The sequence below is a fragment of the Daejeonella oryzae DSM 19973 genome (assembly GCF_000422945.1).
GTDB lineage: Bacteria > Bacteroidota > Bacteroidia > Sphingobacteriales > Sphingobacteriaceae > Daejeonella > Daejeonella oryzae.
In genome coordinates, this window is the sequence record NZ_KE383964.1 from 299,399 (window position 1) to 320,809 (window position 21,411).

Annotated in this window: 19 protein-coding genes and 1 tRNA gene; 10 read left to right on the forward strand and 10 right to left on the reverse strand. The window is 37.2% G+C overall.

Translation table 11 applies throughout. From position 1 onward, the window contains the following. Position 1 precedes the first annotated feature (1 nt). Positions 2-1,621, forward strand: coding sequence for a response regulator (locus tag G521_RS0114480; protein ID WP_026899165.1), 1,620 nt, complete (start codon positions 2-4; stop codon positions 1,619-1,621). A 30-nt stretch (positions 1,622-1,651) separates the two neighbouring features. Then, positions 1,652-2,500 (forward strand): hypothetical protein, encoded by an 849-nt coding sequence (locus G521_RS0114485; RefSeq protein ID WP_026899166.1) that lies wholly within the window; start codon positions 1,652-1,654, stop codon positions 2,498-2,500. Here G521_RS0114485 and mptB read toward each other — a convergent pair. Beyond that, on the reverse strand, positions 2,497-3,843 hold the full coding sequence (mptB, locus tag G521_RS17400; RefSeq protein ID WP_051189781.1) for a polyprenol phosphomannose-dependent alpha 1,6 mannosyltransferase MptB: 1,347 nt from the start codon (positions 3,841-3,843) through the stop codon (positions 2,497-2,499). The genes G521_RS0114485 and mptB overlap by 4 nt on opposite strands. Before the next feature lie 30 nt (positions 3,844-3,873). Here mptB and G521_RS0114495 point away from each other — a divergent pair, with 30 nt between their 5' ends. From G521_RS0114495 to G521_RS0114530, 8 genes are all read left to right on the forward strand, one after another. Further along, complete coding sequence (locus G521_RS0114495) at positions 3,874-4,680, forward strand: helical backbone metal receptor (RefSeq protein ID WP_026899167.1); 807 nt, start codon at positions 3,874-3,876, stop codon at positions 4,678-4,680. 20 nt (positions 4,681-4,700) lie between these two features. Then, positions 4,701-4,949: a putative signal transducing protein gene (locus G521_RS0114500; protein ID WP_026899168.1), complete on the forward strand. Its 249-nt coding sequence runs from the start codon at positions 4,701-4,703 to the stop codon at positions 4,947-4,949. 132 nt (positions 4,950-5,081) lie between these two features. Then, positions 5,082-5,166: transfer RNA gene (locus G521_RS0114505), tRNA-Leu, on the forward strand. 70 nt (positions 5,167-5,236) lie between these two features. After that, on the forward strand, positions 5,237-6,583 hold the full coding sequence (gene tig / locus G521_RS0114510; RefSeq protein ID WP_026899169.1) for a trigger factor: 1,347 nt from the start codon (positions 5,237-5,239) through the stop codon (positions 6,581-6,583). 170 nt (positions 6,584-6,753) lie between these two features. Then, complete coding sequence (locus G521_RS0114515; RefSeq protein ID WP_026899170.1) at positions 6,754-7,452, forward strand: ATP-dependent Clp protease proteolytic subunit; 699 nt, start codon at positions 6,754-6,756, stop codon at positions 7,450-7,452. After that, positions 7,452-8,687 carry an ATP-dependent Clp protease ATP-binding subunit ClpX gene (gene clpX / locus G521_RS0114520; RefSeq protein ID WP_026899171.1) on the forward strand — a complete coding sequence of 412 codons (1,236 nt, stop codon included), beginning with the start codon at positions 7,452-7,454 and terminating at the stop codon, positions 8,685-8,687. The genes G521_RS0114515 and clpX overlap by 1 nt, the downstream gene beginning before the upstream one ends. A 93-nt stretch (positions 8,688-8,780) precedes the next feature. After that, entirely contained in the window at positions 8,781-9,644 is an 864-nt protein-coding gene (locus tag G521_RS0114525; protein WP_026899172.1) for an AMP nucleosidase, read from the forward strand. 86 nt (positions 9,645-9,730) lie between these two features. Then, a complete protein-coding gene (locus tag G521_RS0114530) occupies positions 9,731-11,092 on the forward strand; it encodes a pyridoxal-phosphate dependent enzyme (RefSeq protein ID WP_026899173.1) in 1,362 nt (453 codons plus the stop codon). A 52-nt stretch (positions 11,093-11,144) separates the two neighbouring features. Here G521_RS0114530 and G521_RS0114535 read toward each other — a convergent pair whose 3' ends face one another. The 9 genes from G521_RS0114535 to G521_RS0114575 form a co-directional block, all read right to left on the reverse strand. Next, positions 11,145-12,461, reverse strand: a complete 1,317-nt coding sequence (locus G521_RS0114535) for a cellulose synthase family protein (RefSeq protein WP_245580880.1) — start codon at positions 12,459-12,461, stop codon at positions 11,145-11,147. A gap of 174 nt (positions 12,462-12,635) precedes the next feature. Then, positions 12,636-13,322, reverse strand: a complete 687-nt coding sequence (locus G521_RS0114540) for a glycosyltransferase family 2 protein (RefSeq protein ID WP_026899175.1) — start codon at positions 13,320-13,322, stop codon at positions 12,636-12,638. Between the two features lie 42 nt (positions 13,323-13,364). Next, on the reverse strand, positions 13,365-14,687 hold the full coding sequence (locus tag G521_RS17405; RefSeq protein WP_036679450.1) for a 4Fe-4S binding protein: 1,323 nt from the start codon (positions 14,685-14,687) through the stop codon (positions 13,365-13,367). Between the two features lie 16 nt (positions 14,688-14,703). Next, entirely contained in the window at positions 14,704-15,999 is a 1,296-nt protein-coding gene (locus tag G521_RS17410; RefSeq protein WP_036679453.1) for an NAD(P)/FAD-dependent oxidoreductase, read from the reverse strand. Positions 16,000-16,053: 54 nt separating this feature from the next. Beyond that, positions 16,054-16,830, reverse strand: coding sequence for a DUF547 domain-containing protein (locus G521_RS0114555; protein ID WP_026899176.1), 777 nt, complete (start codon positions 16,828-16,830; stop codon positions 16,054-16,056). Positions 16,831-16,950: 120 nt separating this feature from the next. Beyond that, positions 16,951-18,495 carry a glycosyltransferase family 39 protein gene (locus G521_RS0114560; protein ID WP_026899177.1) on the reverse strand — a complete coding sequence of 515 codons (1,545 nt, stop codon included), beginning with the start codon at positions 18,493-18,495 and terminating at the stop codon, positions 16,951-16,953. A 78-nt stretch (positions 18,496-18,573) separates the two neighbouring features. After that, complete coding sequence (gene murA / locus G521_RS0114565) at positions 18,574-19,899, reverse strand: UDP-N-acetylglucosamine 1-carboxyvinyltransferase (RefSeq protein WP_026899178.1); 1,326 nt, start codon at positions 19,897-19,899, stop codon at positions 18,574-18,576. Between the two features lie 22 nt (positions 19,900-19,921). Continuing rightward, positions 19,922-20,455, reverse strand: coding sequence for a GNAT family N-acetyltransferase (locus tag G521_RS0114570; RefSeq protein ID WP_026899179.1), 534 nt, complete (start codon positions 20,453-20,455; stop codon positions 19,922-19,924). A 12-nt stretch (positions 20,456-20,467) separates the two neighbouring features. Further along, positions 20,468-21,142 (reverse strand): DUF4290 domain-containing protein, encoded by a 675-nt coding sequence (locus G521_RS0114575; RefSeq protein WP_026899180.1) that lies wholly within the window; start codon positions 21,140-21,142, stop codon positions 20,468-20,470. Positions 21,143-21,411 lie beyond the last annotated feature (269 nt).

The window sequence follows — 21,411 nt, forward strand, 5'->3', positions numbered from 1 at the left end:
TATGAGCCGAGACGAAACCGATATTGTGAATATTTTGCTGGTTGATGACCGACCAGAAAATATCATTTCATTAGAAGCTTTGTTAAAAAGTGATCAGGTGAACCTGATTAGTACAACGTCACCAAATCATGCTTTGAAATTATGCTGGGAAAATGATATCTCTATTGCGTTAATAGATGTTCAGATGCCCGAAATGGATGGTTTTGAACTAGTTGAAATCTTAAAAAGTAATCCCAAAACCAAAGATATTATCGTTGTTTTTGTAACCGCCATATCTAAAGAAACTAAATACGTGGTTAAAGGTCTTGGCTCAGGAGCAATAGATTATTTATACAAACCACTGGATCCGTATGTAACGATCGCAAAAATTGATTCCTTAATTACCATCGTTAAAACTCAGCGTGAAATAAAAAAGAAGAATAGCGAATTAGAGATTTTTCAGAAGCAGCTGATTGCCGCTAAAGAACTGGCCGAGCGTGAAAAAAGAATTAAGGAAAATTTTCTTGCCAATATGAGCCACGAAATAAGAACGCCTATAGGCGGGATTATCGGATTAACACATTTGCTTAAGAAGACAGACTTAAATTCAGAACAGTCTGATATGGTAGATCTGCTCGATGTATCTTCAAAATCACTTTTAGGAGTTATTAATGATATTTTGGATATTTCTAAAATAGAAGCCGGAAAATTTAAAATTGTAAGGTCTCAAATAGATCTGAATGAATTATGTAAATCGGTTACCGGATTAATGAAATATCGTGCAATTGAGAAAGGTATCGAATTAACTCTTCATGTAGATCCGGCAATCCCCAAACTTATTCTGGCAGATTCATTGCGCTTAAACCAGATATTAATGAACCTGCTTAGTAATGCCATTAAATTTACTGAAGCAGGAAATGTTGATCTCAGCGTCATGCTTCTTGATAAAAAGCAGGATACTGTAGACCTCAAATTTTTAGTTAGCGATACCGGAATTGGTATAGCACCCAATCATGTTAATAATGTTTTTAATTCCTTTGAACAGGCTGATGAGGATACCGCAAGAAAGTTTGGAGGAACAGGTTTGGGACTTTCTATTGTTAAAAAAATGGTTGAACTCAAAGGAGGCACACTGTCTTTAACTACCGAATTAAATAAGGGAAGCACTTTTTCTTTCAGTAATACCTACCAATTTGTAAATCAAGAATTATCTGAATCAACTCCATCTGAAAATTATATACCAATGCTTGAAAATCTATTTGTTTTAGTTGCTGAGGATAATAAAATCAATCAGTTCATGATCACCAAAATGCTTAAAAACTGGGGTGTAAATGTCGAAGTAGTGGATAACGGGAGCAAGGCAGTAGAGAGTTTAAGGAATAATAATTACGATGTGATTTTAATGGATATGCACATGCCAGTAATGAATGGTTTGGAAGCTACCGTAAAAATCAGGAGCGAATTTGAGGAGCCGAAAAGAAATACCCCGATTATATCACTTTCTGCTGCTGTTATGGAAGATGAACAGCAGGCCGCTATGGATGCGGGAGTAAATGATGTGCTGACCAAGCCTTTTGATCCCGATGTACTTCGTCAAAAGATTATTCAGCTTGTTCAAAAAAACCTTTCGGTACTTTCCTGAGAGGAATATTAAATTTAAAAAAAGGCTGATATGAAACCTGTTTTTTTTAGTTTTTTAGTTGTGCTTTTCATTTTTCAGGGCTGTAAACAAGCTGCTGAATCATCTGCAGATGAATCTGTGAGTTTCAAAAGCATTGAACAAAATTTTAATAATCAGTGGGCAGATAGCTCGTATTGGGATGACGGCAAGGCCGAGGTAGCCCATTACGATGCCAGCAGGGAAATTTATAAAAAGAAGCGGCTTTTTGATTATACTTTTATTACCGTCTCAGAAGATTTTAATAAAGAGTTTATGGTTAAAACAGATGATTATAGCCGTAAAGATCTCATTAGGGTGATGAAAATTAATGCTTTCGCGGAGATTCAAACCGATAATTATCCTTATCACTTTTTAAGCAGCATTTTCGTATTGAGAAATGATCCCTTGTTTTTACAAAAAATGACCATGGGTTCTCAGGAATGGTGCGGTAATTCGTTTAAGGAATTTCTAAATCAAGCCAATGGGTTTAAATTACTTTACCATAGTTACTGGGATGGGGAAGGAGATGGAGAAAAGAAAATTCCGGCCAATGTCCTTTTTGAAGATCAGCTTATTTATACTTTACGGAGTCTGAATTTTAAAAACGACCTTAAGTTTTCTGCCCGGGTTTTGGCTTCACAGGTTAGCAGTAAAGTAGGAAAACTAGAATTGTATGACGCAGATTTCAGGGTGTCTGAAAGCGACAGTTCATGGAAAGTAACGGTTCAGCTGGATCGGGAAAAAAGGAATGTATACGAGTTTAAGAAAGAATACCCTAATATTCTGTTGAAAAAAACTTCATGGGATAAGCAGGATCTGGTTTTGAAAAAAACATCCAGATATGCTTACTGGCAGAATTAATTTAGTGTTTTCGCAGAGGGTTCAATTGTACAGATTTTTACTCCCCTTAATGAACTTTTTTCCTTGTTCATTATTTGCCATTCGTACACAAGGAAAATAAGCACCATGCTATATTCAAAGGCAATAATCCAATAATTTTGCTGGTAGTTACGGGTTTGATAAGTTATATACGTCAGGGGTATTAATGCTGTCCACAGCAAGGCAAATCTAAAACGTACAAAGGGACTTAAAGCAATTAATGCAGCGAGATACCAGGGATGGACTATTGCTGAGAACAACAGATATACGATTAAGAGCCAGAACATCCCGGAAAGGAAATGCCTATTTTTATAGTAGACCAGGGCAAAACCTCCCAGGCTTAAACCAATCATGATTTTGCTGACCGTTTCAATTGGATTATGCCCGATTTTATACCAGCCAATTCCTCGCAAAATGCTGTATATACTTCCGTTAAATTCAAATTTGCCATAATATAATTTCAGGCTTGTCAGGAAGTTGAGATAACTTTCAGGTCCGCCCCACAAATACGGGCTTATAACCAAAAATAAAATCAAACAAGCCAATCCGTAAAGCAAAGTTTTCCAAAACCCGATCTCACGAATTAAAAGAGGTATTCCAATAGCAGGAATCAGTTTGGCCTGAATAGCCATCACCATCGCTGCAATAGAGGTTTTATATTTTTTCTGGCTGATGAAAATAGCTGCAAGCAGTATGAAGAAGATCATGATTGCTTCGAAATGAATGTTGCCCGTTAATTCAATAATTACAAGCGGATTCAAAAGGTATATATAAACCCCATTGGGATTTAAATTATTGAGCTTAAGCAGCTTAATTATTAGAAATATGGATCCCGCTTCAAAAAATAAGATAATTAACTTTAGAATAAAGGAAGTTGCCGCCATACTATCACCTGCAATTTCTACTGCGATTCTGAAAAATGCCTGCAGAATTTGAGGGTAAACACTATGATAATCCGGAGAATTTAAATGGGGGAAAATGCTTTGCAAATACGTATCCTGCTGAATACTGATTAGTTGCCGCGGCGTATACGTAAAAGGATTAATGCCCAGTTGCTGTATTCGTCCATCCCAGATAAATCTGTAAATGTCATCAGAAAGGTTAGGGATACAGAACAAAAAAACAACTCTGAAAATCATCCCGGCAAAAACTGCTGTTTTTAAATTTAAGCATTCCGGAAAACGTATGAGGTAAAAGTAGATGATAAATAAGCTGCCGTATATACTAAACAGATAGAGAAAATTGCTTCTTTCTAAATCATATCCCATCAGAATATAAGCCGGCAGAGATAATAATAAAAGGGAATAGCTAAGCCTTTGAGGCATTCGTAAATTTTGCTTTAGATTTGTAAAAGTATGCAAAACAGAACATTTACCGATCAAATGAATCGGCAGGTTTCAATTTCCTATCCTCCGGTCCGGATAATATCTTTAGTTCCATCACAATCAGAATTGTTGTTTTACCTTGGTTTGGATAAAGAAATAGTGGGCATTACCAAGTTTTGCATCCATCCCGCAGAAAAATTTAAAACCGTTTCAAAGGTTGGAGGAACAAAAAAACTCAATCTTGAGATGATCAGTAAATTGAAGCCTGATCTGGTCATCGGGAATAAAGAGGAAAATGATCAGGCTCAGATTGAAGAATTAATTAAGGAATTTCCGGTGTGGATGAGCGATATTTATACGTTGGATGATGCACTGGATATGATTGTTAGAACAGGTAAGCTGGTTAATAAATCTGCTGAATCAGAAAATCTTGCTTCCGGAATCCGGTCCCAATTTGATGAATTTAATTTCAATCAGCTTTCCGTTTCTACAAAGTCAGTGCGGGTTGCTTATTTTATCTGGAAAGATCCATATATGGTTGCGGCTTCCGGAACATTTATAAATGATATTTTACATAGACTGGGATTTGAAAATGCATTTGATCTGAAAAGATATCCTGAGATTAAAATATCTGATCTGGCGTATTCAAATCCGGATGTTATATTTTTATCGTCAGAACCTTATCCCTTTAAGGATAAACATATTAAAGAGTTCAGGGAAATTTGCCCTCAGGCCGAAATCAGGATTGTTGACGGAGAAATGTTTTCATGGTATGGAAGCCGCTTGCTACAAGCGACATCATATTATAAAAACCTTATTAATGAATTTAAGTTATAGCTTACTTATAATTACACATCATGAATATTGAAAAGGAACCGATCGAAGTTTTTTCCGGAACAATCTGGGAATCAGAAATGGTAAAGTCTTTACTGGAAAGTGAGGGGATTAACGGATTTCTGATAAATAATGCCGGAACGGTTTTTCCGTTTGATGTTACAGAGTCTGGAACTGCGGCCGTTAAAATAATGGTTGACGCCGAGGATTATGCTGCATCAAGCATCATAGTAGAAAAATATCTGGCCAATAAAGCTGATTCTGAAAACTAGAAATAGCTGGATGATTGTGTCTTATCTTTTTAGAATCCACTCTTCCGGCAAATTGCCAAATTAATACAACATAACATTTGGCATTAATAGAGAATTATGTTAGTTTTGCCGACCTGAAATAATCCTAATAATGCGGATGTGGCGTAATTGGTAGCCGCACCAGACTTAGGATCTGGCGCTGAGAGGCGTGTGGGTTCGAGTCCCTCCATCCGCACCATGAAATAATTCCCCGGCTTCAAAACCGGGGAATTTTTGTATAAACGCAAACGATATATAAACCTCAAAAGATGAACATCACACAGGACAAAATTGACAACCTGAATTCGGTGGTAACTGTAAAAATAAACCCTGAAGACTACAAAGCTCGAGTTGAAAAAGCGATTAAAGATCAGGCTAAGAAAGCAAAACTTCCAGGCTTTCGCCCGGGAATGGTTCCTCCTGCTCATATCAAGAGAATGTATGGTAAAAGCATTTTAGTGGATGAGATTAATAATATGCTGAATGATTCTTTAACTAATTATATTAAAGAAAATAAACTTGAGGTTTTAGGTCAGCCATTACCCAGACTTGATGATAGTAAAGAATTCAACTGGGATTATAATGACGAGTTTGAGTTTATTTATGAATTAGGTCTGGCTCCGGAGTTTACTTTGGATTTCTCTGATAAAGATAAGATTGATCAATATACCATTAAAGTGGATGAAGAAACACTGGCATCCCGTATTACAAACCTGCGAAAAAGTTATGGCAAAATGTCTAACCCGGACGTATCGGCAGAAAATGATGTTATTTATTCTGAATTAAAACAGCTTTCTGCAGATGGTTCTGTTTTTGAAGATGGCATTAGCAATAAAGGATCGGTAAGACTGGATCTGATTAATGACGAAACTATTAACAAATCGTTAATTGGTTTGAAAAAAGGAGACGTGGTAACTTTTGATATTCAGAAAGCATTTAACAATGATGCCGTTCAGGTAGCCAAAGTATTAGGTATTTCTGAGGAAGATGCCGCAGAACTTAAATCACAATTCCAGTTAACGGTAGAAAATATAAATCGTTTAGAAGAAGGAGATTTAAATCAGGAGTTCTACGATAAATTATTTGGGGCAGATATCGTTAAATCTGAAGAGGAATTCAGAGCGAAGATTACTGAAGAATTAGAATCAATGATGGTTCAGAATTCAGAACAAAAACTTCAGAATGATTTGTTCAAATTCAGCTTAGATAAAGTGAATATGGATTTACCTGACGAGTTTTTGAAACGTTGGTTAAAGGCTACCAATGAAAAAATATCTGCAGAAGAATTAGAAAACGGATATGAGGATTTTGCCCGTAACCTGAGATGGACGCTGATAGAAAACAAGATTATAAAAGACAACAGCATTGAAATAAAATATGAAGAAGTTTTCCAGACTGCTAAAAAACGGCTGGAAGCCCAATTCAAAATGTATAGTCCTCAGCCGGTATCAGAAGAACAATTAGGGCAATACACTGTTCAGTTTCTTCAGGACAAGGAAAATGCTAATCGTATTTTCGAAGAAGTGAAGGCACAAAAAGTATTTGATCATCTGAAAACTGTAGTAACATTAGATAACAAAGAAATAGCTTACAATAGATTTAACGAATTGGCTTAAGCATAGCGGGAGAGGAGTATAGCCTGAGCAAAAAGATTTTAATAATTTGACATTTAAGTTCAGAAATCTTTTCAGGAATTAGTTAAATTGGCTTGCAAGATTTAAGTTTTAAAACATTTTAAATTTTATATTAATTAAACAGGCGCTTGCGCCATGCTCCACGCAGAAATATGAATATTGATAAAAACGAATTCCGTAAATATGCTGTCAAACATCACCGTATTGGCAGCCAGCATGTAGATAGTTTTATTGGCAGAGTAGAAAGTGCAATGCCAACCTCTATGACACCATATATAATTGAGGAACGTCAGTTAAACGTTGCTCAAATGGATGTTTTTTCCAGATTAATGATGGATCGCATTATCTTTTTAGGCGATGCTGTTCATGAGGGAATTGCAAACATTATACAGGCTCAGTTATTATTTCTGCAGTCAACAGATAATAAACGCGATATCCAGATTTACATTAATTCTCCCGGAGGTTCGGTTTATGCCGGATTAGGTATTTATGATACCATGCAATACATCACTCCGGATGTAGCGACTATCTGTACTGGTATGGCGGCTTCTATGGCTGCAGTTTTACTATGTGCAGGTACTAAAGGAAAAAGAGCAGCTTTACCGCACTCTCGTGTGATGATTCACCAGCCTTCCGGAGGTGCTCAGGGAGTAGCATCAGATATGGAGATTAATCTTCGTGAAATGCTTAAGATTAAAAAGGAATTATACGATATTATTTCCAAGCATTCGGGACAGTCGTATGAGTGGGTGGAAAAAGCTTCGGACCGCGATTACTGGATGATCTCTACAGAAGCAAAGGAATTTGGTATGATTGATGAGGTGCTTGGGAGTACTGCAGATAAAAAATAATGAGTAAAAGTAATAAAGAGATTAAATGTTCATTTTGCGGTTCGGGCAAGCAGGATACACTTATGCTGATTGCCGGTCTGGACGCTCACATTTGCGACAAATGTGTAACCCAGGCTAATCAGATTCTGGCCGAAGAGCTGAATGTTCGTAAAACTAAGTCGACTACTGCAGTAACTTTACTGAAACCGATGGAGATTAAATCTCACCTGGATCAGTACGTTATTGGTCAGGATCAGGCGAAGAAAATATTATCTGTATCTGTTTACAATCACTACAAAAGACTTAACCAGAAAGTTGAGAAGGATGAAGTGGAAATTGAAAAGTCCAATATCATCATGGTTGGAGAAACAGGTACAGGTAAAACATTATTAGCCAAAACCATCTCCAAAATATTAAATGTTCCTTTCTGTATTTGTGATGCAACGGTTCTTACCGAAGCCGGATATGTGGGAGAAGATGTGGAAAGTATTTTAACCCGTTTATTACAGGCTGCGGATTATGATGTTGCTGCTGCAGAAAGAGGTATTGTGTACATTGATGAGGTTGACAAAATTGCCCGCAAAAGTGACAATCCTTCCATAACGCGTGACGTATCCGGAGAAGGTGTTCAGCAGGCTTTGCTGAAAATTCTGGAAGGTACAATGGTAAATGTTCCGCCTCAGGGTGGGCGTAAGCATCCTGATCAGAAAATGATTGCGGTTAATACCAGCAATATTTTATTTATTGCCGGAGGAGCTTTTGATGGGATTGAGAAAAAAATTGCCAATCGTTTGCGCACCCAGACCGTTGGATATAAAGTTGATAAGGAAGATGAGGATATAGATATGGATAATCTCTATAAATACATTACTCCTCAGGATTTAAAATCCTTCGGATTGATTCCTGAACTTATCGGACGTTTGCCGGTAATTACGCACTTAAATCCATTGGATCGCGAAACGTTACTGAGCATTTTAAAAGAGCCTAAAAACTCGTTAATCAAGCAATATAAAAAGCTTTTTGAATACGAAAATGTAAAGCTTGAATTTGATGAAGAAGTATTAAACTTTATTGTAGATAAGGCAATGGAATTTATGCTTGGAGCCAGAGGATTAAGATCCATCTGTGAAGCCATCATGATTGACGCGATGTATGAATCTCCTTCAGAAAAAAATGGCAAGGAGCTTTTCATAACGCTCGATTATGCAATGAATAAATTTGAAAAATCCGATCTCAAAAAATTAAAAGTAGCATAAAAAGAGCCCCGGAAATACCGGGGTTTTTTGTATAATTAAATATTTTGCAGGCAAGTTCATACAGGATTTGCTTATTAACCTAAATGAATAAATATGAATGAAGAAAAAGAGGTAAAACAAGATCCTGAAATTGAGAAAATCTCTAAAAAGATTAAAGAGGTAAATTCTCCCGTTAAAAAAGGGTTAAAGAAAAAAGAAGATATTGTAGAAAACTGGCTTCCGCGATATACCGGGCGTCCTTTGAAAGACTTTACCGGCTTTATTCTGCTGACCAATTTTTCAGGATACTTAAAACTCTTTTCTGAATGGCATGATAATGCGCCTATCATTGGCTTAGATAAACCTATGCAAAGTGTCTCTGCGGATGGAATTACCTTAATTAATTTTGGAATGGGAAGCCCAATGGCGGCTACCATGATGGATTTATTAACCGCTATTCATCCTAAAGCCGTTTTGTTTTTAGGTAAATGCGGAGGTTTAAAAAAGAAAAATAATATTGGCGATTTAATTTTGCCTATTGCGGCGATCAGGGGGGAGGGAACTTCCAATGATTATTTTCCGCCTGAGGTTCCGGCGCTTCCTGCATTTGCTTTGCAAAAGGCGATTTCAACCACCATTCGCGATCTTTCAAGAGATTATTGGACTGGAACGGTTTATACCACCAACAGAAGGGTATGGGAGCATGATAAAAGCTTTAAAAAATATTTAAAAAGTTTGCGAGCCATGGCGGTAGACATGGAAACAGCAACTATTTTCACTACGGGATTTGCTAATAAAATTCCTACAGGTGCATTATTGCTTGTTTCAGATCAGCCGATGATTCCGGAAGGCGTAAAAACTGCTGAGAGTGATTCTAAAGTAACTGAAGTGTATGTAGAAACGCATTTAAAAGTTGGAATAGATTCATTAAAGCAACTTATTAATCACGGTTTAACCGTTAAACATTTGAAATTCTAAAATAGATAGGAGATTTGTAATATGAGATTGGAGCCCTTGGATTTCAATTTCTATATCTCACATCTCACATCTTAAATCTTAAAAAAATGTGGTATAATAATATTTTAGAAACCATTGGCAATACGCCCCTGGTTAAGCTAAACAAAATTACAAAGGATGTAAAAGCTACTGTTCTGGCTAAAATTGAAACAACAAATCCCGGTAATTCTATTAAAGATCGTATGGCGATCAAAATGATTGACGATGCGGAAAAAGCCGGTTTACTTAAACCGGGTGGAACAATTATCGAAGGAACTTCAGGAAATACTGGTATGGGACTGGCCATTGCAGCTGTGGTTAGAGGATATAAATGTATTTTCACTACTACTGATAAGCAGTCAAAAGAGAAAGTAGATGCTTTGCGTGCTTTCGGCGCCGAAGTTATTGTTTGTCCCACCAATGTAGAACCTGAAGATCCACGTTCTTATTATTCAGTTTCCAGCCGATTGGAGAAAGAAGTGAAAAATTCATGGAAACCCAATCAGTATGATAATTTATCTAATTCACAGGCGCACTACGAACAAACCGGTCCGGAAATATGGGAGCAGACAGAAGGTAAAATAACGCATTTGGTGGTAGGTGTGGGTACCGGAGGAACAATTTCCGGAGCAGGAAAATATCTGAAAGAGAAAAATCCGAACATTAAAGTTTGGGGAATTGATACTTACGGTTCGGTTTTTAAAAAATATAAAGAAACCGGTGTAATGGATAAAAATGAGATCTATCCATACATAACCGAAGGTATAGGAGAGGATTTCTTACCTCAGAACGTAAACTTTGATGTTATTGACCGTTTTGAAAAGGTTACTGATAAAGATGCAGCACTGATGACCAGAGAAATTGCTAGAAAAGAAGGCATATTCGCCGGAAATTCAGCAGGTTCAGCTGTCGCCGGATTACTGCAGCTTAAAAATGAATTGAAAGAAGATGACGTTGTGGTAATTATTTTTCATGATCACGGATCGCGTTACATGGGGAAAATGTATAATGATGATTGGTTGCGTGAGCGTGGTTTTTTAAAGGATGAAAAACTTACGGCAGGTTCTATCTTATCTAAAAGAGAGAGCCATGAAATTGTAACCATTGACTGTGAGAAATCTGTTTTGGAAGCAGTAAACACCATCAGAAGCCTTAATATTTCTCAAATGCCGGTTACTCAGCAGGGAATGTTTGTGGGCAAGATCACAGAAAATGATATTCTTCATGCTTTGATTGAGAATCCTTCATTAAAATCGAGCAGCGTTAAAGATATAATGACCGCTTCTTTTCCTTTTGTTGATATCAATACGTCCATTGAAAAAATCTCAGGATTGATTAACCGTGAAAATTCAGCGGTTTTGGTTGAAGATGAAAATGGCCAGATTCAGATCATCACGCAATGTGATGTTATCAGTGCTATTTCAGAATAAAAAATTTATAAATTTATTAAGCCTGGTTTCGTGAAAACGATTCCGGGCTTTTTTATTCCGTTTTTAATTTGGATTGACTGAAAGCATAATATAAAATCAGCCCGAATCCGGATAACATGATCAAATGATAAGGCAGGAAACCAAAATCCATAAAATAGATTCCGGCAAAAACAGCAAAGAGAAAATAGATAAATAAAATGATCTCCGGGAGTTCTTTAAATATGCTTTTTTTACTGAGATATTGATTGCTGATCAACGCATTTTTCCCCGTATCAATACTGAATTTAGGCGTGCGGATAAATGATGTTTTCTTCCCGATAACGCCCTGAAATATGGCCGTGGTATTATGATATGATAATCCCAGAGAAACTAAAATAGCAATAGGGAACACCTGAACTATTTCTCTCAAAGCTTCCCTCAACGTATTTTTTTCTGTCCAGATGGTTGTTAAACAATAACTGAAATTTATAATAAATACAGAAAAGAAGATTGCATTCAGTTTAAAAAATAAGTCGAAATCGGGATCGAGGTTTTTCACAAACATAGCCGGAACACTCAAAACACTGCTCATTAATATAAACAGATATACATAGTTACTAAGCAGGTGAAAGGAGCCGAAAATCTTTACGCTTAAAGATACCTCTGATTTCCAGAGGTCGGTAATAATTTTTTTAGAGGTTTCAATACCACCTTTAATCCACCGGAATTGCTGAGTTTTTACTCCATTTAATAAAAATGGGAGCTCAGCCGGTGTAACTATATGAGGACAATAGCAAAGTTTCCATCCTTTCATTTGAGCACGGTAACTTAAGTCCAGATCTTCTGTAAGTGTGTCATATTGCCAGCCTCCCGCATCAACAATGCAGGATTTACGCCATATGCCCGCTGTTCCGTTAAAATTAATGAAGAGGTTAGATTTATTACGCCCTTCCTGGTCAATGATAAAATGCCCGTTTAAGCCCAGTTCCTGAGCACGTGTTAGCCAGGACTGATTTCCGTTAATATGTCCCCAACGTGTTTGAACAAGCCCGATATTCGGCGTGCTGAAATAGGGTAGTGCTTTGAGTAAGAAATCAGGTTCAGGAATAAAATCAGCGTCAAAAATCGCAAGGAAGTCGCCTTTGGCAATCAGCAATCCTTCCTGTAAAGCTCCGGCTTTAAAGCCTATTCGATTTGCTCTTTTAATATGCCGGATGTTGAAACCTGATTTTTGTAACTGCTTAATTTTATTGCTGCAAATTAAAACAGATTCATCTGTAGAATCATCCAAAACCTGAATTTCTAATTTTTCTTTAGGATAATTAAGTTTTGAAACTGCATCCAATAAGCGTTCGATAACAAATTTTTCATTGTATAAAGGTAGCTGCACAGTTAAAAGCGGGAGAAACTGCCTTTTTAACTTCGGCTGTTTTTTATGCCGATTTTTAAAAAATTTATATAGCAATGCCAGTTGTCCAACACTAAACAGAATGACAAAAAAAACTGAAATTGAATATAAAATAACAATGCTAATCTCCCACATACTTAAAACACTATCAATGCATTATAAATTTTTAAAAATGGTAAACAGAATTTTATAACCTGCAAGTATTGTTCCTTTAATTGTGCCCGAAACTTTGCTTACACCAATTCTTTTACGATAACTGACTTTAACTTCTGTACATTTCAACTTATGCTTTGCTGCCTTAACCTGCATTTCAACTGTCCAGCCAAAAGTTTTGTCCTGCATATCAATCTGTTGTAGTGCTCTCCAGGTAATTGCCCGAAATGGTCCGAGATCTGAGAAATGTATTCCGTAAAAAAGTTTGATCAGCCGGGTTGCAAGCCAGTTCCCGAAAATTTGCTGCGGCATCATAGAACCGGCCTCGCGATTTGCACGTGATCCTATAACCAGTTGATAATTTTGCTCTTTTACGGGCTTAAGAAGCAATTCCATTTCTTTCGGAAAATCAGAATAATCACCATCCAGAAAAATAATAACATCATTATCCGCTGCTGTTGAATTTAAATAATTAATACCTTTTAAACAGGCGTAGCCATATCCTTTCCGGGGTTCAGTTAAAACGGTTGCGCCGGCATCCTCAGCAACCTGTGCGGTATCGTCTGTTGAGCCATTATTCACCACAATAATCTCGGTAATAAGGTGTTGGGGAATATCGTAGATTACTTTTCCAATGGATTTACTTTCATTAAAAGCAGGGATTATTGCGAAAACTTTAAAATTATGCATGAAAGTTATTTGCGAAAAATTTCATCTCCTGAATGAAATTATTTATTTGTCTTCGGGGCGAATATACGGATCAAAACGTCCCTCTTCGGCAAGATTCTCTAGTTTTAATACGCCCCTCGGGCAAACTGAAGCGCAAATTCCACAGCCTACACAGGAGGCCCGGATTACGTTTTCGCCTTTTTGGGCATAAGCCCGGACATCAATTCCCATTTCGCAATAAGTAGAACAATTTCCGCAGGAAATACATTGTCCGCCATTGGTAGTAATTCTGAATTTGGATTTGAAACGCTGAAAGATTCCCAATATGGCAGCCATCGGGCAACCGAAACGGCACCAAACTCTTCCGCCCATAAGGGGATAAAATCCTGTTCCAATAACACCCGAAAATACGGAGCCGATGAGGAAACCATACCATTTGGCAAAACTGCCTGATAAGTCACCGAGGATAGCGCCCCCTTTCCAGGAATTTAACCAGAGGAGCAGGGTGGTTACAGTTACAAAAACTAAAACCGAGTATACCATCCAGCGTTCTATTTTCCATGCTTTTAATGATTTATCAGACAGATGACGATACGGATCTCCTAAAGTTTCTGCTAAACCTCCGCAACCGCAAACCCAGGAGCAATACCATCTTTTGCCATAATTATAGGTTAATATGGGTGTTGCTATGAAAGTCATCACCGCTCCCCAGAAAACCATAAAGAATCCCACGTTGCCTGAAGAAATGAGGCTTTGTACATCATTAGGAAATAAATAAGAATACTTTAAGGGCCAGAAATAAGAGAAGTAAAATTCAGGCTGATTTAATTTAATTAGAAATGCCGGAATCAGGAAAGCAAAACCCAGCTGAAAAAACATGACTGAAAATGTACGGATAACATGATATCGGCTGTGCCTGTATTTACCGATAAATTTTATTCCCATTATCAATATGGCAAGACTGTAAAAGGTTCCGTATAAAAACCAGTGATCAGCCTTAATCCCCCGTAAAACGTAACTAAGCGGATCCATTATCCGAATCAGACCTTCTAACAAAGACGGGAACCAGTAAAGTATAATATAAAAGCCGGTAAAAAGTATAGCAATTCCCCATGCGATAGCCCCGCGACTGGTAGATTTGGCAAACATAACTCCATTGTTTTTGATCCCCGCTAAGGATTTATAAACAGGAATTGAATACAAAATTCCTCCGGAAACGGAGAGAGATATAATAAGCCAGAAGAACAAAACCGGATATTGTATCCCGGCGCCGAATGCAGCTATAAATGCCGATAATATAGCTAAAGCTACCAGCGTAGTTCCTGCTTTTTGTAAAGGATGGCTTTCTGATGGTGCGGCTATAGATAAAGAGTCTTCTGCTTTCATTCTAATCAGTTCAACTTTAATTTACTTTTTTAAAATCGGTACAAGCCGAAAAAGCATCCAGAATTTCAATGTAATGAGGTTTGGAAAATTCTGCATCAAACCAGCCTTCTTTCAAATTCCTGATAGCCTGGTCAACAGATATTTTACTATTAATCCATCTCTCCGCAACATTTTGCCTGAATCTGAGCCCTAAAAAATTAAAGCCGATTAACTCACGGCTTGCTTTTTTATAAGTCGCACGAAATGCTATTTGACCGTTTGGATGTTCCCAGTAAAAGCTAGCCTCATCCTGATTGAGTTTTGAAAATATCAATCCGTATGTCTGGTATTCGATATCCAAAAACTTGGCAGAGTTAAACCAGATTCCTCGTTCATAAACGGTTCTTTTTCCTGATATTGTTTTTGAGAGGGCTTCTGCCTGTAATTTACCGGTATACCATAATTGTTCTACAGCCGGATGATTTGGTTTTGGATTTCTAAATTCAGCGCAATCTCCTGCCGCAAACACATTCTGGATATTGGTTTCTAAAAATTCATTCACCAGAATTCCTTTATTTGTTTGTATACCGCTATCCTTTAAAAAATCAATATTGGGATTAACACCGGCAGTAAGTCCTACAAACTGACAATTGATTTCTTCGCCCCGGCTTGTAATAATGCTTTTTACTCTGCCATTTTCATCAGAAATTATTTCCTTAAGCTCCGTTTCTACTAATAAATTAATATGGTGTTTTTGTATATGGCGACTAATCAGGCTGGCTTCTTCCGCAGGTAGAACATTATCCCAGTACGCTTTTTCACGAACCAGAAAAGTAACTTGAATATTTCTGCTCAGTAACATTTCGGCCATTTCAATGCCAATTAATCCACCTCCCACAACTACTGCGTGTTCAATTCCGGAAGTATGAACGTTCATGGATTCCAGATCCTGTAAAGAATATAATCCCTGAACTCCTTTAAGATCCTGACCTGGCCAGCCAAATTTATTGGGTTTTGAGCCCGTGGCTATAATCAGTTTGCTGTAGTGAATCATGCTGCCATCTACCAGCGAAAGAGTTTTAAATTCTGTACCAATGTAACGCACATGTCCTCTGATGAGTTTGATTCTGTTTTTCTTCCAAAACCAATCTTCATAGGGCTTTGTATGTTCATACTTCATATGACCCATATAAATATACATCAGCGCAGTGCGGGAAAAAAAATGCTCGCTCTCTGAAGAGATTACAGAAATTTCGGCTTCCGGATCAGCTTTGCGAATGTTCCTGGCGCAGGTGATTCCCGTAATCCCGTTTCCTATAATTACAATGTGCATTTTTTGATTTAAGCTTTAGATCCTGAGGAAATACCAGTTTGCAATAATTGGTTTTTATTCATTCAGATTCCAGTTATAAGGTATGTAATTGATTTCAGCATCCCTACTTATTTTCGTTTTTGAAAATTTATTGATGAAATCAATTAATGACCCTGTACGTGTGAAATCATTTTTATACCATTTAAATATTTCAGAAAGCTGAACATTTTTAGCACTCAGCTTATTTTTGCGTGGATCATTTATAAAGTCAACTGCCATATTATCCATCGCCTGCTGCACATTCGCTGCCGTAAAAGCCTGATTCCATAATCGGGGACAAGAATAAGAAGCGCAATTGATTGCAAAATGAATTCGCGGATCAAAAAGATCTTTTAATAATTTTTTGCTTTCAATAGAATGTAATGATAATTCTTCTCCATTAAATGGATAACGAAGTTTTTCTACCCAAACCTGACTGTCTCCAGTAGCTTTTGCTACAAGAGATTTGGCGTTGCGGATGTCTTTAATAGACTTAACAGGATAATTAGAAATTATCAGATCAATTGTAAATGCATTGTATGCATTGATCCAGTATGCCAACCGCTCATTTTTAGATTGACCGGAAACATTGGCACTGCTTAATAATTTTAAATACGAATCGAGTTTATTTCGGTCCTTTTTAAATCCCTTGTAGTTTACATTTCCATTAGAAGAAACATGCATTTTTAATAATTCGTTCCAGATTTTATGATCCACCGGCTTGGAGGAAGTGGTAGATTCCTTAGAATTAGAAATGCAGCTTTGACTACTTATTAAAATCAGCAGGAAGATGTATAAATATGTTTTTATCATTCTTAGATCATTTATAATAGAATAGTTTAACAGTTTGAGGTTTAGTTGACCCGGCTTGCAGCAGGTTTGGTTGATGCTAAATTACGTAAAATACGGTTTAAGAGATTTTCAAGGTGCCCATTAATCAAACATCAACTTTCGCTGAGCCTGATATATCGGCATTATATCTTTAACCGGATACGATAATAGATAAATTGCAGTTCCTTTTTCACGGGCAAACTGATTTTCTACTTCTCCAATTTTAACTACAGATTTGTAAAAGGTGCCTAATGTGTCGGGATATTCATCATCAACATACACAATATGTTTAACCGGAAAACTTGCAGGAGACCATAAAGCGTAACTGCTGCTTAAACAGACAGCCGCCGGCAACTGATATTTTTTCCGGTAATGATCAATGGCTCCGGCCTGACCGTAATTATTAGCAAAGATTGTGGATGAATCTTTATCATCAGCAGGAATTGTTTTGTAAGCTTTAGTTACATTTTCGGCAATTTCATTCCATCCCAGCATATCGGCGTAATCCTGCGTTGTTGCATGTTCTTTCTGATCTTCCCATTTTAAGGCGAATTTCAGGTTTAATTTTTCGGCGCTGAATTTAAAAAATTTTAAAGTATTTGCTAAAGGGAGTATGGGAATCACTATAGGTAAAAATAGGAATGATGGAATAAATATAAACGCCAGGATTGTATAATTTAAAACGGGCTTTAGGTTTTTCATCAATTTATAAAAAGCAATTCCCCCAGCTGCAAACAACATGGGATAAGCGCCGAAACTGTAATATACTTTACCTTTTAACACAATCAGCATAATGAGCGTCAGAAAGAAGGCTATTCCTAAAAACCGATATTGCCTGTTAGTTCTGGATAGGAAAAGGTAAACCAGGCCGGGCAGCCAGATAAATAATACACTGGCATGAATCAGCAGCTGTTGAAGACCGAAGTCAACTGGACTAATATAATTCAGCTGAGTTCCTCTCAATTCTTTCATGTGTCTGAAAACGGGCAGGCCGTTATTTATTTGCCATAAAAGGTTGGGAAGAAAAATCAGGAAAGCAATTAATGCGCCTATCAACCAGGCCCTGTTAACTAATAATTTTCTTTGCGCTGAGATCATCAAGGCAACAATTAGCGCAAGTGCGAAAAATGCCATTGAGTATTTATTAAGCATTCCAAACCCAATTGAAATACCTGAATAATAAATATTAACAGCTTCGCGGGTACGTATATATCGTATAAAAAAATAGGCTGTCAAAGTCCAGAAAAACTGGTCAAAAACTACCGGTTGAAATAAATATTGAGATGCTAAAAAAGAGGGAGACACAATTACTGCTGTGCAGGCAATGATTATTGCCAAACGTTTTCCACCCAGATTTAAAACAATTAAACCTGTTAAAAATACAATTGCTGCACCAAACAAGGTAGAAAATAATCGCGTTGCAAATAAGCTGTCGCCAAAAAGGTGTGTTGTTATCCAGGATAAGCCTGCAACAAAAGGAGGAACTTCCTTAAAGCCCCAGTCCACATGTTCCCCGAGAGCTTTATATAGTAATTCATCCCGGTGAAAACCGTAGTTATTATTCGCAATAAAATGAAGGGTGACTTTTACAAGGGTGAAAAAGATAATAAGCCTGATATTTTTCTTGTTTCGTCTGTAAAACGACATATAGATTTTTTTTAATTAAATCTACATAAAAAAAGCCCTGCGAATTGCAGGGCTGAAATAACTTTTAGTTTTAAAGAATTAATGAGAAGGAGAAACCGCTGTAATCCGGCGAATATCTGCTCCCAAAGCACGCAGGCGAATATCGATATCCTGATAACCGCGTTCAATTTGCTCAATATTGTGAATCACTGATTCTCCCTGTGCAGAAAGAGCAGCAATTAGCAGTGATACTCCCGCTCTGATGTCCGGGGAAGTCATTTGTATACCTCTTAATTTAACTTTTTTATCCAGGCCGATAACGGTTGCACGATGCGGATCGCATAAAATAATTTGTGCACCCATGTCTATCAGTTTATCCACAAAAAATAGTCTGCTTTCGAACATTTTCTGATGAATTAATACATTTCCTTTTGCCTGTGTTGCTACCACCAGCATAATACTAAGTAAGTCTGGAGTAAAGCCGGGCCATGGCGCATCAGAAAGCGTCATTATAGATCCATCAATAAAAGTATCTACTTCATAATGTTTTTGAGAAGGAATGTAAATATCATCTCCGCGAAGTTCAAACTGAATTCCTAATTTTCTGAACACATCAGGAATCATTCCCAGCTCCTGAAAATGCACGTCTTTAATGGTGATTTCAGATTCGGTCATGGCAGCTAAACCAATAAAAGAACCAATTTCGATCATATCAGGCAGCATACGATGTTCAGTTCCGCCAAGCTCTGTTACACCTTCAATATGTAACAGGTTGGAACCGATGCCTGTAATTTTTGCGCCCATGCGGTTAAGCATTTTGCACAATTGCTGTAAATATGGCTCGCAGGCTGCATTGTAAAGCGTGGTTTTTCCTTTAGCTAAAACCGCCGCCATAACGACATTTGCCGTTCCGGTAACTGATGCCTCATCTAAAAGAATGTATGCACCCTTTAAATCGCTTGCGTCAACATTGAAAAAATTAGTTTTTTGATCGTAATCAAAGCGGGCTCCCAGTTTTTCGAAACCTAAAAAATGGGTGTCTAATCTGCGTCGGCCAATTTTATCGCCTCCCGGCTTTGGAATTGCGGCTTTACCAAACCGTGCCAGTAAAGGACCAACTATCATGATAGAACCTCTTAAACTTCCACCTTTGGATTTAAATGTATCAGAACGGAAAAAATCCAGATTGATATCACGGGCTTCAAAAGTATATGTGTCTTTAGAAATTCTTTCAACAATAACACCCAGGTCTCCAACCAGTTCAATCAATTTATTTACATCGGCAATGTCTGGTACATTGCTTATGGTCATTTTTTCTTTTGTCAAAAGAACAGCAGCAATAATCTGCAATGCTTCGTTTTTTGCTCCTTGCGGGATTATTTCTCCTTTTAAAGGTTTTCCGCCAATGATTTCAAATGCGTTCATCTATTTAATAAAATTTAAATATTTAATTTTTATGCGGGTTTACATTTTTTCTCATCAGAAGGTCTGTTTGCAAATCTCCTCCTAAATTAAAAATATGGCTTCCGAATATTTCGAAACCCCACTTTTTATAAATTGTAATTGCTTTTATATTATTCTCCCAAACACCTAACCAAACTAATTCAAATTGATGATCAGCAGCGATTTTAAATGTTTTATCTATTATTTCACTGCTTATTTTTAAACCCTGAAATTTATTCAGGATATAAATCCGTTCAAGTTCCAGACATTTTTTGTCTTTTAATAACGGCTGATCTTCATGTTCGTCGAATACGATCTTGAAAAAACCAGCGGGTTCATTGTCATATTCAGCAATGAAAAAATAATTTTTTTCATTGTTGAATTCAGCTTCAATAACTTTCTGCACGTGATTCTCATCCAAATACTTTTGAAAATGTATGGGATTATTAAGGTGAGAAAATGATTCCATGAAGGTTGTTCGGCCAAGGTTGGTTAGCAATTCAATGTCATCTTTTACAGCAGGTCTGAGCTTGATCAATACCTTTCCTCTTTAATAACGTTTACCGCCCGGATTTGTATTCCGCTGCCGGTTACTGCCCGGAGTATTGCGGTTTGTATTCTGCCGGTTTTTATTACCCGGATTATTTCGCTGGCGGTTAACCGGGTTTGGTGCCCTGTATTCCACACGATTTAAATTTACATTTTCTTCAAGCTGAAGTTCTCCGTTAGACATTTCCCGCAGATCTTTGATAATCGTATCATCAGAAACCGTGTCTTTATTCCAGGTTACATAAGCCATTTTCATGAAATTGGCAATAGACTGCACCATAAGTTGTTTTCGCTCGGGCTCTTCAATTGCTTTGGCTTTACTGATCATAAGCTCTACGGTTTTGCCATAATGCTTATACCTGATTCGCTGCTGCGGATAAGGAAGAGGCGCAGGTTTATATTTAATTGCGTCTTCGGATGGTTTGGGATAGGGCGAATCAACATCAATTTTAAAATCAGAGATGATATGCAGATGATCCCAGAGCTTATGCTTAAAATCAGCTACATCCCGAAGGTGTGGATTTAAGAAGCCCATCAGGTCTATCACAACCTGCGCATACCGGTTGCGTTCCTCTTTAGTAGGAAGCTCCACAATATATTTAACCATATTCTGAACGTTCCTGCCGTATTCGGCAAGAATTAGTTTTCTTCGCGTGGTATTATAATCAAATGTCATTTGTGTAAATTATATCGGCCTGCAGTCTAATTTTTAATGCTAACAGCCGAATGGGGAAAATATCTATTAATAAAGGAACCGGGTTCCTAATGTGTTTTGTAATGATAAGGAAACTTGATTATCAATTCCAGGCTTATTTTCAGAGAGAAAACTGCTTGAACAGCAGTGCAGAATTAATTAAGTAATGTTGTTTTTACTCCTTTATTTTGTAAATATAAAGGAAATTGCGAGACAGCAAAAATTCTGTTGAAAATAAGGCTAAAACTATC

Bases quoted from the DNA above. Each gene is read 5' to 3' on its own strand.
- G521_RS0114500 (WP_026899168.1), top strand. From the start codon at position 4,701: ATGAATATTGAAAAGGAACCGATCGAAGTTTTTTCCGGAACAATCTGG.
- G521_RS0114485 (WP_026899166.1), top strand. From the start codon at position 1,652: ATGAAACCTGTTTTTTTTAGTTTTTTAGTTGTGCTTTTCATTTTTCAG.
- G521_RS0114575 (WP_026899180.1), bottom strand. From the start codon at position 21,142: ATGACATTTGATTATAATACCACGCGAAGAAAACTAATTCTTGCCGAA.
- G521_RS0114480 (WP_026899165.1), top strand. From the start codon at position 2: ATGAGCCGAGACGAAACCGATATTGTGAATATTTTGCTGGTTGATGAC.
- G521_RS0114560 (WP_026899177.1), bottom strand. From the start codon at position 18,495: ATGTCGTTTTACAGACGAAACAAGAAAAATATCAGGCTTATTATCTTT.
- G521_RS0114555 (WP_026899176.1), bottom strand. From the start codon at position 16,830: ATGATAAAAACATATTTATACATCTTCCTGCTGATTTTAATAAGTAGT.
- G521_RS17410 (WP_036679453.1), bottom strand. From the start codon at position 15,999: ATGCACATTGTAATTATAGGAAACGGGATTACGGGAATCACCTGCGCC.
- mptB (WP_051189781.1), bottom strand. From the start codon at position 3,843: ATGCCTCAAAGGCTTAGCTATTCCCTTTTATTATTATCTCTGCCGGCT.
- G521_RS0114530 (WP_026899173.1), top strand. From the start codon at position 9,731: ATGTGGTATAATAATATTTTAGAAACCATTGGCAATACGCCCCTGGTT.
- G521_RS0114525 (WP_026899172.1), top strand. From the start codon at position 8,781: ATGAATGAAGAAAAAGAGGTAAAACAAGATCCTGAAATTGAGAAAATC.
- G521_RS0114540 (WP_026899175.1), bottom strand. From the start codon at position 13,322: ATGCATAATTTTAAAGTTTTCGCAATAATCCCTGCTTTTAATGAAAGT.
- G521_RS17405 (WP_036679450.1), bottom strand. From the start codon at position 14,687: ATGAAAGCAGAAGACTCTTTATCTATAGCCGCACCATCAGAAAGCCAT.
- G521_RS0114515 (WP_026899170.1), top strand. From the start codon at position 6,754: ATGAATATTGATAAAAACGAATTCCGTAAATATGCTGTCAAACATCAC.
- tig (WP_026899169.1), top strand. From the start codon at position 5,237: ATGAACATCACACAGGACAAAATTGACAACCTGAATTCGGTGGTAACT.
- murA (WP_026899178.1), bottom strand. From the start codon at position 19,899: ATGAACGCATTTGAAATCATTGGCGGAAAACCTTTAAAAGGAGAAATA.
- clpX (WP_026899171.1), top strand. From the start codon at position 7,452: ATGAGTAAAAGTAATAAAGAGATTAAATGTTCATTTTGCGGTTCGGGC.
- G521_RS0114495 (WP_026899167.1), top strand. From the start codon at position 3,874: ATGCAAAACAGAACATTTACCGATCAAATGAATCGGCAGGTTTCAATT.